This window comes from Terriglobia bacterium (assembly GCA_020072645.1).
GTDB lineage: Bacteria > Acidobacteriota > Terriglobia > Terriglobales > Acidobacteriaceae > Angelobacter.
Genome location: JAIQGK010000010.1, coordinates 95,465 through 110,496, shown reverse-complemented (window position 1 = coordinate 110,496; position 15,032 = coordinate 95,465). Strand labels below are relative to the sequence as shown.

12 protein-coding genes and 1 tRNA gene are annotated in these 15,032 nt (G+C 55.9%); 9 read left to right on the top strand and 4 right to left on the bottom strand.

Translation table 11 applies throughout. The annotated features are described in order from the left end of the window. Positions 1-37: 37 nt before the first annotated feature. A tRNA-Ser gene (locus LAO76_15085) sits at positions 38-131 on the bottom strand. 542 nt (positions 132-673) lie between these two features. Between LAO76_15085 and LAO76_15080 the strand changes: the two genes are divergently transcribed. The 6 genes from LAO76_15080 (at position 674) to LAO76_15055 (ending at position 6,012) form a co-directional block, all read left to right on the top strand. Further along, a complete protein-coding gene (locus LAO76_15080) occupies positions 674-1,633 on the top strand; it encodes a hypothetical protein (protein MBZ5492251.1) in 960 nt (319 codons plus the stop codon). 212 nt (positions 1,634-1,845) lie between these two features. Further along, positions 1,846-2,508 carry a hypothetical protein gene (locus LAO76_15075; GenBank protein ID MBZ5492250.1) on the top strand — a complete coding sequence of 221 codons (663 nt, stop codon included), beginning with the start codon at positions 1,846-1,848 and terminating at the stop codon, positions 2,506-2,508. Next, positions 2,505-3,107, top strand: coding sequence for a hypothetical protein (locus LAO76_15070; GenBank protein MBZ5492249.1), 603 nt, complete (start codon positions 2,505-2,507; stop codon positions 3,105-3,107). The genes LAO76_15075 and LAO76_15070 overlap by 4 nt, the downstream gene beginning before the upstream one ends. Before the next feature lie 365 nt (positions 3,108-3,472). After that, positions 3,473-3,622: a hypothetical protein gene (locus LAO76_15065; GenBank protein ID MBZ5492248.1), complete on the top strand. Its 150-nt coding sequence runs from the start codon at positions 3,473-3,475 to the stop codon at positions 3,620-3,622. Between the two features lie 305 nt (positions 3,623-3,927). After that, a complete protein-coding gene (locus LAO76_15060; GenBank protein ID MBZ5492247.1) occupies positions 3,928-5,022 on the top strand; it encodes a hypothetical protein in 1,095 nt (364 codons plus the stop codon). A 294-nt stretch (positions 5,023-5,316) separates the two neighbouring features. Then, positions 5,317-6,012, top strand: a complete 696-nt coding sequence (locus LAO76_15055; protein ID MBZ5492246.1) for a hypothetical protein — start codon at positions 5,317-5,319, stop codon at positions 6,010-6,012. 246 nt (positions 6,013-6,258) lie between these two features. Here the strand turns inward: LAO76_15055 and LAO76_15050 are convergent, their stop codons facing one another. Beyond that, positions 6,259-8,637, bottom strand: a complete 2,379-nt coding sequence (locus tag LAO76_15050) for a hypothetical protein (GenBank protein ID MBZ5492245.1) — start codon at positions 8,635-8,637, stop codon at positions 6,259-6,261. Positions 8,638-8,994: 357 nt separating this feature from the next. Between LAO76_15050 and LAO76_15045 the strand changes: the two genes are divergently transcribed. Both LAO76_15045 and tatA read left to right on the top strand, forming a co-directional pair. Further along, positions 8,995-10,083, top strand: a complete 1,089-nt coding sequence (locus LAO76_15045; protein MBZ5492244.1) for a M20 family metallopeptidase — start codon at positions 8,995-8,997, stop codon at positions 10,081-10,083. Positions 10,084-10,244: 161 nt separating this feature from the next. After that, positions 10,245-10,421, top strand: a complete 177-nt coding sequence (tatA, locus tag LAO76_15040) for a twin-arginine translocase TatA/TatE family subunit (GenBank protein ID MBZ5492243.1) — start codon at positions 10,245-10,247, stop codon at positions 10,419-10,421. Here the strand turns inward: tatA and LAO76_15035 are convergent, their stop codons facing one another. Beyond that, positions 10,422-11,054, bottom strand: a complete 633-nt coding sequence (locus LAO76_15035; GenBank protein MBZ5492242.1) for a Maf family protein — start codon at positions 11,052-11,054, stop codon at positions 10,422-10,424. 73 nt (positions 11,055-11,127) lie between these two features. Between LAO76_15035 and treZ the strand changes: the two genes are divergently transcribed. Further along, on the top strand, positions 11,128-12,873 hold the full coding sequence (gene treZ, locus LAO76_15030) for a malto-oligosyltrehalose trehalohydrolase (protein ID MBZ5492241.1): 1,746 nt from the start codon (positions 11,128-11,130) through the stop codon (positions 12,871-12,873). A gap of 160 nt (positions 12,874-13,033) precedes the next feature. Here treZ and LAO76_15025 read toward each other — a convergent pair whose 3' ends face one another. Further along, complete coding sequence (locus LAO76_15025; protein MBZ5492240.1) at positions 13,034-14,452, bottom strand: amidohydrolase family protein; 1,419 nt, start codon at positions 14,450-14,452, stop codon at positions 13,034-13,036. Positions 14,453-15,032: the final 580 nt, after the last annotated feature.

Here is a 15,032-nt window from a genome sequence, read left to right as displayed (position 1 = left end):
TTCTAGAAATTGCTCTGCTGGAAGGACTTACAGATTCTGGCGGAGAGGGGGGGATTCGAACCCCCGATAGAGGTGTTAGCCCCTATAACGGTTTAGCAAACCGCCGCCTTCAGCCACTCGGCCACCTCTCCGGAGTTTTTGCGGCTGCAGGTATTGTATCAGTGGACGGGCATTTGCAGCAGCCTGCTTCAACATCGTTTCTCTTTATCCGTGGGTGCTTCCATGACGAAGTTTTGCGATTGGCATGTGCCTCGGCTTGGCCTAGAGGCCGACAATTGCCGCGGCAGGACTTTGCTCAATAAAGCATCGCAGCTAACGGCATGCGGCAGATGCCTCGACCCCTGATAGCTGACGAACAGCGACAAAATTGTGCGGGCGGTGGTATCGCTTAGAAGTATTGGGGGCTGCGACGAGATGAATTCGGGCGGCTTCGGTGGAATTGTCCCTTCCCGGCAGCGGCTGGATTTCAACAAAGAGTTGACGATATTCAACCTTCCCCGGTAATCCTTTATCTACTCTCCTTGAGCACTTTGGTGCTCACTTTTGTCCTTTTTGAGGAGCTACTCTGCTCGCTGAAGAAAATTTCAGAGAGCAGCAACTTGGCTTTTGAATTGCTTTTACCCATGCATCACGATCTTTCAAATTTCCGGTTTTTCAAGGGGCCCCATCAGTCATGAAGTTCCCATCCCTGCCTAATCTCAAGATCAGCTTCACAGTCGTCGCGTTCGCATTATGCGTTTCTTTGCAAGCATCCGCTGCCTGTCCTGAACCGGCCAGCGGCCATCTGGCCATTTGCCAGCCCAGCGCCAACTCCACCGTTTACCAGGTACCGCACTTTGAAGCCACGGCCAACCCGACTTCTGGCAGCATTACCAACATGAAGGTTTATATTGATGGCAAGCTGATCTTCCAGAATGGCGGCGGTTCGCTCAGCTTGTTTGAGGGGGGCGTCTCCAACGGCACGCATCATCTGGTCATCAATGCATGGGACGACTTTGGCCGGCTTTATCAGGCGGCAGAATACTTCAGCGTCACCGGCAATCTGCCCTTTAGCTGCCCGGTCACCGGCGTGGGCGTTCGCATCTGCGCTCCAACCACCGGTTCGGTGATCTCACAGAATATTGCCTTTACCGCCGGTTTTAAGGGCAACACCGCCATCAAATTTGTTCGAGCGTACGTGGACAGCACTGACGTTTTCGATTTCGCGCCTGCGTCCGGACAAAGCAGCGTGGTCGCCGGCGGCATCAGCAGCTCTCCCGGCAGCCATACCCTGACCGTGGTGGCCTGGGACACCAACAACACCGTTTACAAGAGCAGCGTAGGCATCAAGACATATTATGAGGCTGACTGCCCGCCCAAAGGCAGCACTTGCAACCCGGGCATCTATCAGACCACTCCTAATGATGGGGACGATGTGCAATCGCCGTTCCGGGTGGATGCCAGCGTGCAGAACAATACGGCATCGATCACGGCCATGAAGGCTTATCTTGACGGCGCTTTAGTGGGCGCTTCTTCCGGGCCGACCTTTGACCAGCAGATTTCCGCTGCCAAAGGCACTCACATTCTGGTGGTGCAGGCGTGGGACACGGCAGGCAAGCTTTATCGCCTGACGGAAAACGTTAACGTGCAGTAAATCGACTTTCTCCAAGGCGCTCTGAGGGCGCTCCTTCGTCGGAAGAACGGCAGCTCGTACCCGGGCTGCCGTTTTTGTTTGGAACCAATCTACCGCGGATGGACGCGGATCCGAGCTCGTCCTTATTGCCTCGGGAAACCAACGTAACTTTTCAAGATTCATCACTCTGGGGCAAATTAAGGCACGCAATTGACGCGGCAAGGACGTGCATCGTGCTCAAGTACTTTCTGATTCGTATAGCTCCCATCCTTCTTCTGGTTGGGTTGGGATACTCATTCTTCAGGCCCAGCGCAGGCGAGCAGCAGTTTCTGAAAACTGAAGCTGCGCTGAACAATGCGCAGAGTTACCGTTTGGAACTGACGGGACATGACAAAGCCACATCGTGGTACAACCTGCTTGAAATCGCGTGCCCAGACAGATCACATATGATCACAAGGACCACATTCCTGGATCCTCCGCCCAATTCGCAACCCTATCCGGAGACGGACCGAATTACCATTGGCGCGGCAGAGTATCTAAAATCACCCTCAACCGGAGCCTGGGGCGCGCTTCCCGGCATCAGCGGCCGCCTCGCACCTGGTTGCGCAGGAGCTCCTTCAGCGGTACAGGCCGCGCCCTGGCCTGCATTTAAATTGATTCGCGCGCTGGCACGCATTGAAAAAGGGGAGATGGACGAGGTCTCCGGCGAGCCCTGCCGCCAATGGAAAGTAACTTTCCATCAACCCAATGGTACGGAGAAGAGTTTCGATTACTGCATCAATCCTGACGACAATCTTCCCCGGCGCATGCGTACTGCGGAAAACTCCATGCAGATGGTCCTTACCAACTGGAACAAGCCGCTTCCCATCGACCCTCCGGCGGAACTGCGCCAGTGACATTGAAACTGCTTGGGATGGCCGCGGCGCTAGTACTGCTGGTCCTGCTTGGCGTGTTCTATTCGCTGCGGGTCGATCCCGAGATCGCGCAAGCCAATGAGGCGCTGCATGCCGCCAGAAGCTGGAGAGTTTCACTGGAGATGCATTCCGCAAACGGCGCAGGGTTGTGGGGCAAAGTGGCGGTGGTTTGTCCGGACCGCGAAGACCTTGCGCTGACCGGGGCGCAGGCAGGGCACACCATTCGCGTGGGCGACCAGTGGTGGACAGACGGGTTGCCCTCGAGCGACAAAGGTTACACTCCCAACCCGTGCCTCTTCAGCAAAGATCAGCCTGTACTGTTTGGCAGTGCTGTAGCCAAAGCCATGGCCATCACCGCTGAATTTGACCGTGCGGTGCGGCATCACGCCTCATTCGCTCGCGGCGCGCAGCGCACAGCAGAAGGAGAAAGCTGCCGCGAGTGGACAGTGGACAATGTTTATACCGTCTGCCTCGGCCTGGACGACCATTTGCCGCGCGATTTCAAGGCCCGGGACGGAAGCGTCTTCGCCAGGTTCACAGACTGGAACCAGGGAATCACCATCGAGCCACCCGGCCGGTAAGCAGTTTGTTTCCGGCTTCCCTCTCGTAAAACGGCTCCAATATGGCACTTATCGGCGTGTCTGATTTGGCACTCCAGAGCGCTTTCTACGTCTCCAATTCCTTGAATTTCGCGGGTTTGGCCGGATAGACTTATAGAATTCTTATCTGGCTCGCGCGGGAGATGGCATCATGGAATTGGAAGCCGTCCAACGGTCCTGGCGCAGTCCAAACCACCGTTTGCACGGTGCCATTGTCCACTGATCACCGTCACCGGCTTCGCCGATGGCGATAGCCGCAGTGAGATCGATCACTCGCTATCTTCAATGGAAAGTGTCGCATCCATCGGCACACCACAACTACATCAAAAAAAGGAAAGGAAAAGACTATGAAAGAAAGCACCAGAGTACTGAGCCGCCAAAACGCACGTGAGCTGACCCCGGCGGAAGTTGAGCATGTCAGCGGCAATATCAACACGTTGACGATCTGTTCCTGGAATCCCACTCTTGGAACCAAGGACTGCGACACGGTGGGCTAACTTCAACTTGCGGTGGACACGAAAGGAAAAAGCACATGAACAATGACAATAGAGTACTGGGCCGTCAGGGCGCCAAAGAGTTGGCGCCTAGCGAAGCCGACCATGTGGTCGGCGGTTTCTCGACGCTCACCGTATGCACCATCCCCCGCCCGGGGACGGTCGGCTGCGATGGTGATACGACAGGTTGATCCGAAACTTGCGCGGGCGTCCGCCTCATGAATTGCCCGCGCAAAATCAAAGCAAGGAATCCTGCGCGGACGGTGTCCAATCGCGCCGTCCGCTGCAGCTTAAGAGGGAAGAAAAAGATGAAGATATTGATCACCGCTCCGGAGAATGATAGTCATACCGCCCCGTTGAAGTGGGCGCTGGAGCAAGCCGGGTACTCCGTGGCCTGCTGGGCGGGCCTGGGATGGGCAGAGACCAAACAGGCATCCATCTCTTTGCTCGCGAATACGCAGCTCAAATTTGGCCATCATCTGGTTGAGTCCGGCGACGTGGTTTGGATTCGCAAGCCAGTGGACCCCAAGCCCAATCCGCAAACGGCCCCTGAAGACGCAAAGTTTGCAGCCAATGAATACCGCTCGTTTTTTGATTCTCTGATGTATCTTCTTGAAGCTTTGCCAGTGCGCGTGGTCAACAAATACGCGGCCTCGCGCTTCATCACCAATAAATCCGTCCAGCTCGTGCTGGCCCGCGCCTGCGGCATGAACGTGCCCCGGACGTTGATGACCAACTCGCCGCAAGCCGTACGAGAGTATTTTCGCGGCAATCCTCAACGGATGATCTGCAAGACCTTCTCCACGCACATCTGGGAAAAAGAGCAGGGTGGCCCGGTGATGGTTACTGAGACTTTTGAACTCAGCGCGGACAAGCTGCCCAGCGACGAAGTGCTCACCTACGCGCCTGCCATCTACCAGGAGTTGGTCGTCAAGAAATTCGACGTACGCATGGTACTGCTGGGCGCGGCAGTGTATTCCTATGCTCTTCACAGCCTCAAGGGCGCGCTCGACTGGCGCGGGGACGCCACGCAAGGCTTAGTGAGAGTAGAAGCCGTCATCACACCGCCGGAGGTTGAAAAATCCGTGCTGGCGTTCGCGGCCAAATCCGGTATCGCCTGCGGCAGCTTTGACTTCGCCATCGACAATCAGGACCGGTGGTGGTTCCTTGAAGTCAATGAAGGTGGACAGTTCCTCTGGCTCGACGCAGCCAATGCCGGTCTTCATGTGCAGGAAAAATTCCTGGCTTTTCTGACCTCGCCGGAAGGATCATCACGGCAGATGCTCGAAGCAAGACAGTCAGAATTTCCTTCCTTGAGTGACTACCTCGCATCCCCGGCCAAAGACCAGCAGTTGCCGGAAGAAGCTGATCCAGATGCCAGCTATGTTTCGATAGAAGCGTGAAAGTGGCGGATGAGGGCAGCGGGCAAACCTGCCACGGAGTCGCTGAGACACGGAGAAAACGCAGATCGGATGATCGCGCGTGACCAGGAGATCAGATGATCGGGCAGCTCTACCGCGGATTTGCGCGGATGATCGCGGATATAGACTCTGAACTTGCGCTGTTGTGTCGGTAGAAAGCCGACCCGAGCTCGTGTAGGATTTCCCGCGTAACTTTTGTCTTTTATCTTTAATTTTTTGACTGCTGAGCGGTGCAGCGCGGACCTGTGCGCCATCGCTCCACGCCGGAGATAACAAATGGCAAAGCCTAAGCCTAAAGTGGCAAAGCGCAAAGCAGCAAAACCCAAAGCAAAGCCCAAAGCTGTAAAGCCTAAAGCTGAGGATGACCGGAAGAAGGGAACCCCGGAAGAGAGAATCGAAGACTTGAAACGCCGCGCAGAAGAGCTTTGCGGCGGCCAGATGACGGTTGGCACGCTGGACGACTATCCCTCTGGGCTGCCCGCCGAAGTGGAAGAAGGATTTTGGAAACACGTTGTGGACTACGAGGAAGCTCCCTGGACGACCCACTTCCAGCAGCTTGAGAACGCGGGCGTGTTACTCCCACCGCCGGATTCGCTCACGGATGAGGAACTGACGGCAACACTATGGGACATAATCCAAAAGCTCGCCTTGCTTCGTGTGTTTGTAGAACAGACAGATCATCTCAGTGACCGCGAACTCTACACCCATCTGTGGACCAATTCCCTGCGGGAAGAAACAAAGGCATTGGCGCTGGGTGCGAATTCCGCGTATCACATCCAGTTGCTTGGCGGCTGCAGCGAGCAGGATATGGTGCTCTACCTCAAGTATTACGCGGACGACGACTTTCGCCAGCAGTGGCAGAAGGATTGGCCCAATGATCCCATTCCCACGCACGAAGATCCGCCTTACGACCGCGACCGTCTGCTGCCCAAGCCGGATTATGGCCAACCCTCTGATGGAGAGCCCAATTGAACGCCTGGGAAATTCTGGGGCAGGCGGGACCACGCCGCGGGCGAGGCGCTGCGCGAGAAGTGTCCTCGTGAATCGCACGTCGCCTAGCAATGAGAGAACCGGCTCCGATAGGGTCCATTGAACCGCGATGGCCCGTGGTAGTGGCGAGCCTCTTGCTACTTGCTCTGCTTACGGAACCCTTATCCGGTTCAGGTTCTCCCTTTTCTCCATTCTGAATTGCGCTTCATCTTGCGTCTTCCCCGCCAGCTACTTTGGAGGTTCGAATTCCCCGCTATCGGCCATTTCTTGAAGGCTCAGACTCGGGATGAAGTCTTTTTCTTTGCGGTAGATCTTTTGCAGTTCTTTTTCAGAGAACTCCTTTATCTTCGATTTACTGATCTTGTTCCCTTTACCGGCCTTCCATGCACTGGACCAGAGCGCAGCAAGAATCATCACGCTATCAGCCAGCGATTGGATAGTCGCTTCGCGCACCTTTTTGTTTTCCCACAGAGCTTTTGAGCGGGCGGTTGGTCCAAGGCTCGGATCATCAGCTTTAATGATGTCCATGGGAGAAAGCCGGCCTTGTGCATCGTGCATCAATTTGATGATCGCGATACCCGCATCATGGCCGGTCTCAATGTCGGGCACGTCTTCGTGGCCATTCTGCAGCGCCTCATCAACGCCGGCCAGCGCGGTTGCGGTGTCAACCTCCAGCATTTGCTCCTCGTAAATCCCATGGATTTTGGCCTCTGCGGTTTTCTTGAAAGCCGCAAACTCATCGCTATCACGAGGAAAGGGGTATTCCCGGCCATCCACTTCCATCATGGGAGGGACACCGTGATGCAGATACGAACAATGTAAGGGCTGTGAAGCATCCCCAACATAGTGGCCCATGATACCGCCGGCAGCCACAAAATGCAGAACGTCACCATTTTTCAAGTACTCGACCATAGCTTCCCATATTTGCCAGACACGAAACGGGAGGCACCCCTCTTCGGGTCCTGCACCACGAGCGGCAAAGCCATCAAAATAATCCTTCCAAACCTTGGCTGAGATGTTCTTCGGATCTTTGAAGCAACGGTCCAAGAGCGATGGACCGCCATTTATGTCTTGAATGTCGATGTCGGCAAAGTGCTGAATCGCCTCGTTGGGGCGGCCTGAGCCTGGTGTGACCATAACGTAATCTGGAACGTCAACGAGTGGAACAAAGCCGGAGCGTCCAACTCGGAACTCCTTGCCTTGGCTGATGGTTTCATCGTCAAAGCCTATCCGCTCCTGATTAGCTCTTAGGAGCTCACTCAAAGTGCCCGATACCTGATCACAAGCTTTCCAGCCGATACTGAAGTGACCAATTTTCCCCCAATACTCGTCATGGCCCGTGCTCCAATTGCGAACCACCTCCACATCTAGAGATCGGCAAATTGTGGACATGAATGAGGCCAGAGCAAATGAGCTGCGAATCCCGGCCGAATCCACAAACCGCTGGCCGCCCCACTGCATTGCCACTGGCCGAAGTCGGCGCGCGCGTCTGCCACGGTCAGGCGGCAGCATCCGGTCGTCAAAATCCTGCGATTCTGTCTCCTTTTGCTGCGCCTGTTGGGGCGGATCGTAGTACCAGACAGTCCCGGAATCACCAGGTTGTGTCAGCGGGTGATCCGGACCCTGATTCATTCTGGGGCCAATCAACAGGTCGGTTGCGTAATCGAACCCACCAGACGAAGCAAAGCGGAAGAAAAGCGCCATGATTTCGCCTTCGGAAACGCCGCTGGAACCCCCGAAAGCTCGCAACGGGCAGCCGATCAGGTCAAGCGTGATCGATTGCTCTGTGGCATCAAAGATTTCTCCGATTTCGCCAATGCCAAAAGCCTGGGATGTCCATTGGCGTATGTCGTCGATACGGACAAGGCCTGCATCGAGCGTGAGATAGGTCCGCGAACCGGCCCAACTGGGGAATGCTCCGCTCATCAGTTGACGATCGACGGCGATGCTTGACGTCACTCCGACACGCTGGTACGCGCCGCGAATGAATGCGCGCACCTCTTCGCCTTCCCCACCTGCAACGTGACGGTTCGTAAGTGCGTAGTAGGAGCCGCCTTTACGAATCAGGCAAGCGAAAGTGCCTAGGCTCTGCTCGCCCTGATGCTGGCGCATGCAGGAATAACCGCCGCCGAGCATGGAACTGTTGAAGGAAGGGCCTGGAGCCAGTGTAGCTGGCGCTTCATCAGGCTGGGCGAGAATCACGCATGTGGGTATGGCGCGGCCATCCTGCAGGTACAGAGTTCTGGGAACAAGCTCGGAGCCGAGCTTTCCCGCTTCTTGCCAGTCACGCACGAAGACCAATACGGCTGGCCAGGACCATGGCCGAATAATGGAGTTCAACAGCGTTCTGGGCTCCGTGACGCGCGGATAGCCTTCCGGTCGCGGCTGATCCGGAGGATGCTCTGCATACCAGTCTTTATGGTGAATAAGATACCGGCCCACTGCTGTTCCGACGACATTTTCGAGGCTGGCGAGATACACATGATAGGCGTCACGCGCATCAAGCAGATCCTTGATCGAAAGCGAAGAATAATCGCGTCGCGGTGGAAACGGGGAAGGATGTCCAACGGGCCGCATGGTCTGCAGCGGCATTCTCTTCTGCTTCATGAGAACCTCTTCCGTTAAATTCTGCTCGTAATATTTTCATAACGCAATTTCGAGGAGTCTCCCTTCGAAAAAAATTCCGAAAAATGAAATAGATACGAGGGAAGACTTCAGGCGCATGGAATTGGCTTGGATTGTGGAATGTCCAATAGGCGGCGAGACTCTTTACGCAACCTGGAGAGACGTTTACCGCATTGTGTTCACAATGCTGCGACATCCAGGGAGATAGGGACATCAAGGACATCGGGATTCGGACGTCGGGAAAAGACAATGAGCATTTATCATGCGGATATGACCACCAAAGCCGCCAGCCAAACCGCACTTGCCCACCTTGCTTTCTGCCAGCAGCATGAGAGCGAAATGCTTTCACTGCTGCGGAAGATGGTGGAGATTGAATCACCCAGCGACGACAAAGCCGCGGTGGACCGCATGGGCGCATTCCTGGCGGAAGTGTTTGAACGCCTGGGCGGACAGGTAACTTTCTATCCGCAGGAAGCGGCGGGCAATCACCTGAAAGCTGAATTTGCCGGCGGCGTGGGCAAGCCCGTACTTCTCCTGGGACACTTTGATACCGTCTGGCCGATGGGCACTCTGGCGAAGATGCCGTTCCGCATGGAAGCTGAACGCGTTTTTGGTCCCGGCGTGTATGACATGAAGGCCGGAATTGCCATGATGATTTTTGCCTTGCGCGCGCTCAAAGAATCCGGCGCGGCGCATCGACCCGTAACTATCCTGCTGGATACCGACGAAGAAGTTGGCAGCACCACGGGCCGCCCGATCGTGGAGGCCACAGCCAAAAGCTGTGAGGCTGTGCTGGTGCTGGAGCCTTCACAGGGTCCGCAGGGACATCTAAAAACTTCACGCAAAGGCGTGGGCGACATGACGATCCGCGTGCGCGGCCGGGCATCCCACTCTGGCGTGGATTTTGAGAAAGGCCGCAGCGCCATTGTTGAGTTGGCGCGCCAGCTTCTGGAGATCGTGAAATTTACCGATCTCGCGCGCGGAATCACGGTGAACCCCGGAGTGATCCAGGGGGGAACACGCAGCAACGTGATTGCCGCGGAAGCCTGGGCTGAGGTTGACTTGCGCATTGCCCGCGCCGCTGACGCCGCAGAGCTGGAAAAAAAATTTGCCGCGCTCAAGCCGTTCGATCCGGATTGCGCTATTGAGCTGAGTGGCGGAATCAATCGCCCACCCATGGAACGGACGGAAGGCACCGGGCGGCTTTTTGGCATGGCTCAAGAGATCGCCGCAACCATGGGATGGAAGCTGGAGGAGTCTTCTACCGGCGGCGGATCAGACGGAAACTTTACATCGGCACTGGGCATACCGACCCTGGACGGGCTGGGCGCGCTGGGCGAGGGGGCGCACGCTCCTAATGAGTCCGTTGTAATCCAGGAGCTGCCTAAGCGAACCGCCTTAGTCGCCACGTTGGTCCAAAGTCTATGAAACATAAGGATTTATTAAAGAACTTAAGATTGAGTTACTTAAAGTCCTTAGTTTTCAATGTTTCTTTGACTCCCCTGTTTGGTTGACCTACAATCGTGATGAATCTTAATAACAAACCCACGGAAGCCTGCTTCACGGTGTTTCCTGGACGGAGCAAAACAATGTTTGGTGGAAAACTTGGTGTACCTGAGCTGCTGATCATTCTGGTCATCGCATTGATATTTTTTGGTCCTAGCAAGCTGGGCGATCTGGGCAAAGGCCTGGGCGACGCGATCAAAAATTTCAAGGGCGCAATGAAAGATGGCGAGGGTGCCGCTCAGCCTGCTGAAAAGAAATAATCAGCTTTTCATTAACCCGGTAGTTTTTAAAATCTCTGTCACCAAAGACAGAGGCAATCCCACCACATTGGAAAATTCCCCCTCGATGCGGTCGGTCCAGCGTGATGCGCCGCCTTGTATGGCGTATGCTCCGGCTTTGTCCATGGGTTCACCGCCGGCAACATACTGCTGAATCTCGGCTTCGGCAATTTCACGAAAGTAAACTTTCGTTGTGCTGGCACGCGTCTCCGCGAGCGTGCCGGGCGCGACTGTTTCCGATGGAACTATGCTGGGAGAAACTGCGCTCGGCGCAATCAGGCTTACCGCTGTCGTGACTTCATGGCTGCGCCCCGAAAGACGCCGCAAGATGCGCATCGCGTCAGCGTGGTCTATTGGCTTGCCCAGCACTTCGCCCTCGATCACGACGATTGTGTCCGCGCCCAGCACGTAGCTCTGCGGATACTGCGCTGCAACTGCCTGCGCTTTTTCCCGCGCCAGCCGCAGCGCATATTCGATCGGCGGCTCGTGGGCGAATTGGTCTTCATTGATGTTCGCGGCATGCACCTGAAACGGAATCCCGATTTCGCGCAGCAACTCCTGACGCCGCGGCGAAGACGAAGCTAAAATCAATTCTGGCTTTTTTTGTTGATGCATCCTGAAGGCTGTTGGGTCCTTCTCAACATACGTGAGCAGCCATACACTTAGCAACGCCGTATCTAACAACGCAATGTCTAAAATGCTCGGTGCTCATCTCGCTGGCGACAACTGCGACTTCCGCGTCTGGGCGCCATCGGCAAAAACCGTCACGCTACGCCTGAACAACGACCAAGGCAATCACGACTGGCCGATGCAAGCATCCGACGGCTACTTCTCACTCCAGGCCTTTGCCCGCCCCGGTGACAGATACTCTTACATCGTCGACCAGAACAAGCCTGTGCCCGATCCCGTATCGCGGCTGCTGCCGGAAGGCGTTCACGGGCCAACGGAGATCGTCGATCCTGAGACATTCGCGTGGACTGACTCCGCCTGGCGCGGCCTTCCGCTGCGCGACTACGTAATCTATGAACTCCACATCGGCACGTTCACGCCGCAAGGCACGTTCGACGCAGCTATCACCAAGCTGCCTTACCTTAAAAAGCTTGGCGTCACCGTGATCGAAATTATGCCGGTCGCCGCTTTTCCCGGGACACGTAACTGGGGTTATGATGGCGTTTCACCATACGCGGTCCAGGCCAGTTATGGCGGTCCTGAAGGCCTCAAGCGACTGGTCAATGCAGCACACGCCATCGGCTTGGCCGTGATGCTTGACGTGGTTTACAACCATTTGGGCAATGAAGGCAATTACCTGTGGCTGTTTGGCCCTTACTTCACTGACAAACATCAAACGCCGTGGGGCGAAGCCATCAATTACGATCAGCCCGGGTGCGAAGGCGTCCGCCGTTATTTCGCGCAAAACGCGCTTTACTGGGTGCGTGAGTATCACATGGATGGCCTTCGGCTTGATGCGGTACAGACCATCAAGGATGATTCGTCACGCCACATTCTGGCTGAAATCAAAGCCGACGTTGCCGCCCTGGCCAGTGAACTCGGCCGCCACGTTTATGTCATCGCTGAAACCGACGAAAACGATACTAAGATCGTCCGCGCCCCTAAAGCCGGCGGCTTTGGACTTGACGCAATCTGGAGTGACGATTTTCATCACGCCATCCACGCGTTCTTTACCGGTGAGCGTAAAGGCTATTACCAGGATTTCGGCCGCCCGGATCAAATCACCCGCGCGCTCACGCACGGCTTCGTCTTTCAGGGTGAGCCGTTCCATTTTTGGAGTGGACGCCCGCGCGGCACGAGCAGCGCCGGCATGCCCGCCGCAGCGCACGTGATCTGCATCCAGAACCATGACCAAGTCGGCAATCGCGCCACGGGTGAGAGGCTTACTGCGCTTGTCCCTCGCGGCGCTCGAATGCTTGCTGCGGCGCTTCTGCTGCTGGCTTCAGAAACGCCGTTGCTCTTTATGGGCCAGGAATATGACGAGCCCAATCCTTTCCTCTTCTTTACGGACTACGGCGATCCCATCTTGCAGCAGGCCGTACGCGAAGGCCGCCAGCAGGAGTTCAAAGACTTTGATTTTGCCGGCCACCATGTGCCTGATCCGCAGGACTCCGTGACCTTCAAGCGATCAAAACTCAACTGGCAGCTAACGCAGGGTGAAAATCCAATGCTGGATTGGTACACGTCTCTGCTCGCGCTGCGCAAAAAATTCATGAAAGATTGCGAGCCGACCTGCGAAGCCAAATTAATTGACGGCATCATCCACATGCAGATTCCCTGCGAAGAACCCACTCTCAAAGTCTTCGCGCGAATTCAGGGCGCCTCTGCTCTTCCTGAACTTGGCGCTGGATGGGAAAAAGCTCTGGCTGAAGAAGAGGATGGCTACGCTGTTAGCGTTTGGGTAGAGAGCCTAGACATGCGGTGAAAAAGCAAGCCACGAATTTCGCGAATCAAAACTAATCAAAAACAGAAATTGATTCGCGTCTTTCGCCGTTGATTCGCGGCTACCCGTTTTGATCTGCGTTCATCAGCGGAAATCTGCGGCGATTTCTTTGGCAGACTGCTGACTACCGGTTGCTGACTGCTTACCTCACGCCCACCTGCCCTTTCACCGAATCAATCAGCTTCTTTGAGTCCCAACCCACACCGTCCTTGAACACCAACTCAACATTTTCTATGTCGGCGATTTTGCTTGAAGGATCGCCTTTCACCAGCATGATGTCCGCCTGCTTTCCCGGTGCGAGCGAGCCAACCTGGTCGGCGACGCCCAGAAATTGCGCGCCGTTTAGCGTGGCGATCTTGATCGACTCCAGCGGCGTAAACCCTGATTCCGCCAGCAGTTCAACTTCGCGCAAATCGCCAAAGCCGGCAATGATGCCGCCCAGGCCCGTAGGATCCAGGCCCGCAAGCAGTGTTCCTCCGGCTTTCACAAACGCTCGCTCAAATTCCATTTCGCGCTGGAACATCGTTGGCCACGGGCTCTGCGGGTTCTGCCCGACGCGCGCGCGATTCGCGTGGTATGCCTTGGCGGCCTCGTCGCTCAGCATATCCAGCGCCTTCTGCGGCACGTCCGGGCGCGAAGCCACAAACTGCTCAAACACCGGCAGTGTTGATGTTACAGCCACATGTTTCGCCACAAGCATCTTGATCGTCGTCTGGATCGGCTCGCTCGTTACTTCCAGTTTGGCAGCCGCAGCTACCGCCTGGTTTGGATTGGGACAAACATCTGGCTTCTTGTCCGGATGAAATTCCGTATCCACCGTAAGCCCATGCTCCAGATCGTCAATGCCAAGCTCCGCCGCCTCACGGAACCCGATCGAACACAGATGCCCCGTGACCTTGATGCCGTGCTTATGCGCCGTATCCACCACCGCTTTCAACTCCGCGCGCGTCAGGTAGTTATAGACCTTGAATGAGCGCGCGCCCTCCGCTACCCAGTACTCCACCGTGCGCGTGGCGTCATCGGGGCCGCTGAGCCCGTGCAGTTGCAGCAGAAACAGCGGCTTCTCTTCCCCTTCCAGGTAGGGGCCGGTGGCGTTGATCTTGGGGCCGGGAGTTTTTCCAGCGTCCACGGCTTTCTTGATTTCCAGGTCGGTATAAGGCTCCATGCTGCCGGTCGTCCGGATCGTGGTTACACCTAGCGCCAGATAGAGCCGCGGAAAGCTGAAAGGCATGTCATGGTAGAGGCTCCCGCCGCCCGGATAAAAAAGATGGTCATGCATGCCCACCAGCCCAGGCAGCGCGGAGTAACCGCTCATGTCCATGCGGTTCGCATTGGGCGGCACAAGCAGCGTGTTGCCTATGGCCATAATTTTTCCATCGGAGATTAAGATCGTCTGGTCGGCCTTCGCCGCCGCCCCTGTGCCGTCAATCACGCGCACGTGTTCCAGCGCGATCACCGGCGACTGCACGCGGATGAAATCTTTGATCGTTGGCTGCGGTTGTGGTTGGGCGAAACATGTGGCACAGCTAACGACCATCAGAGCGATGAATAAACGGCGCATGGAAGAAGCCTCCAGTGGTTCAGGAACATGCAGCATAAATGCAGGCATAGACTCATGCAAGGGGCAGCGGAGTTTGGTCATGGACTTTCTTGGAGGAGATTCAGCTTAAACAATCCAGCGCCGCTAGTGCTCTGACCGCATGATACTTGAAGAGTCCGCCTAAAACTATTGTGGACCGCAGCCGCCCCCGGCTGCGCGCGATAACTCTAGGGGCGGGAAAAAGGATTCATCCCAATTCTGAATCTACTCGGTCAGAACACCAGGCGCGGATGAGAATAGCCCGGCATGGCTCCGAAGCGATCCCGCAGCGCGGGAGAGCGAGGACAAGTGCCGGGAAAGGGGTACATCAACAACAGATCCTGCTTCAGCGGGACGGCTGAAGCAAATAGCCCGCTACGGATGTTCCCCCAGTATGATAAAACTCGAAGTGCATGGCTGCAAAAACGTCGGTAAGATTAACGCACGGCTCGTGGACGAAGCAGCGAAAACTCTTGGCGCCAAGTCACGGACGGAGGCTGTGCATATTGCTCTGCGCGAGATTGTGTCGCTCCGGCGTTTCAAAAACTGATGAAAAAACACG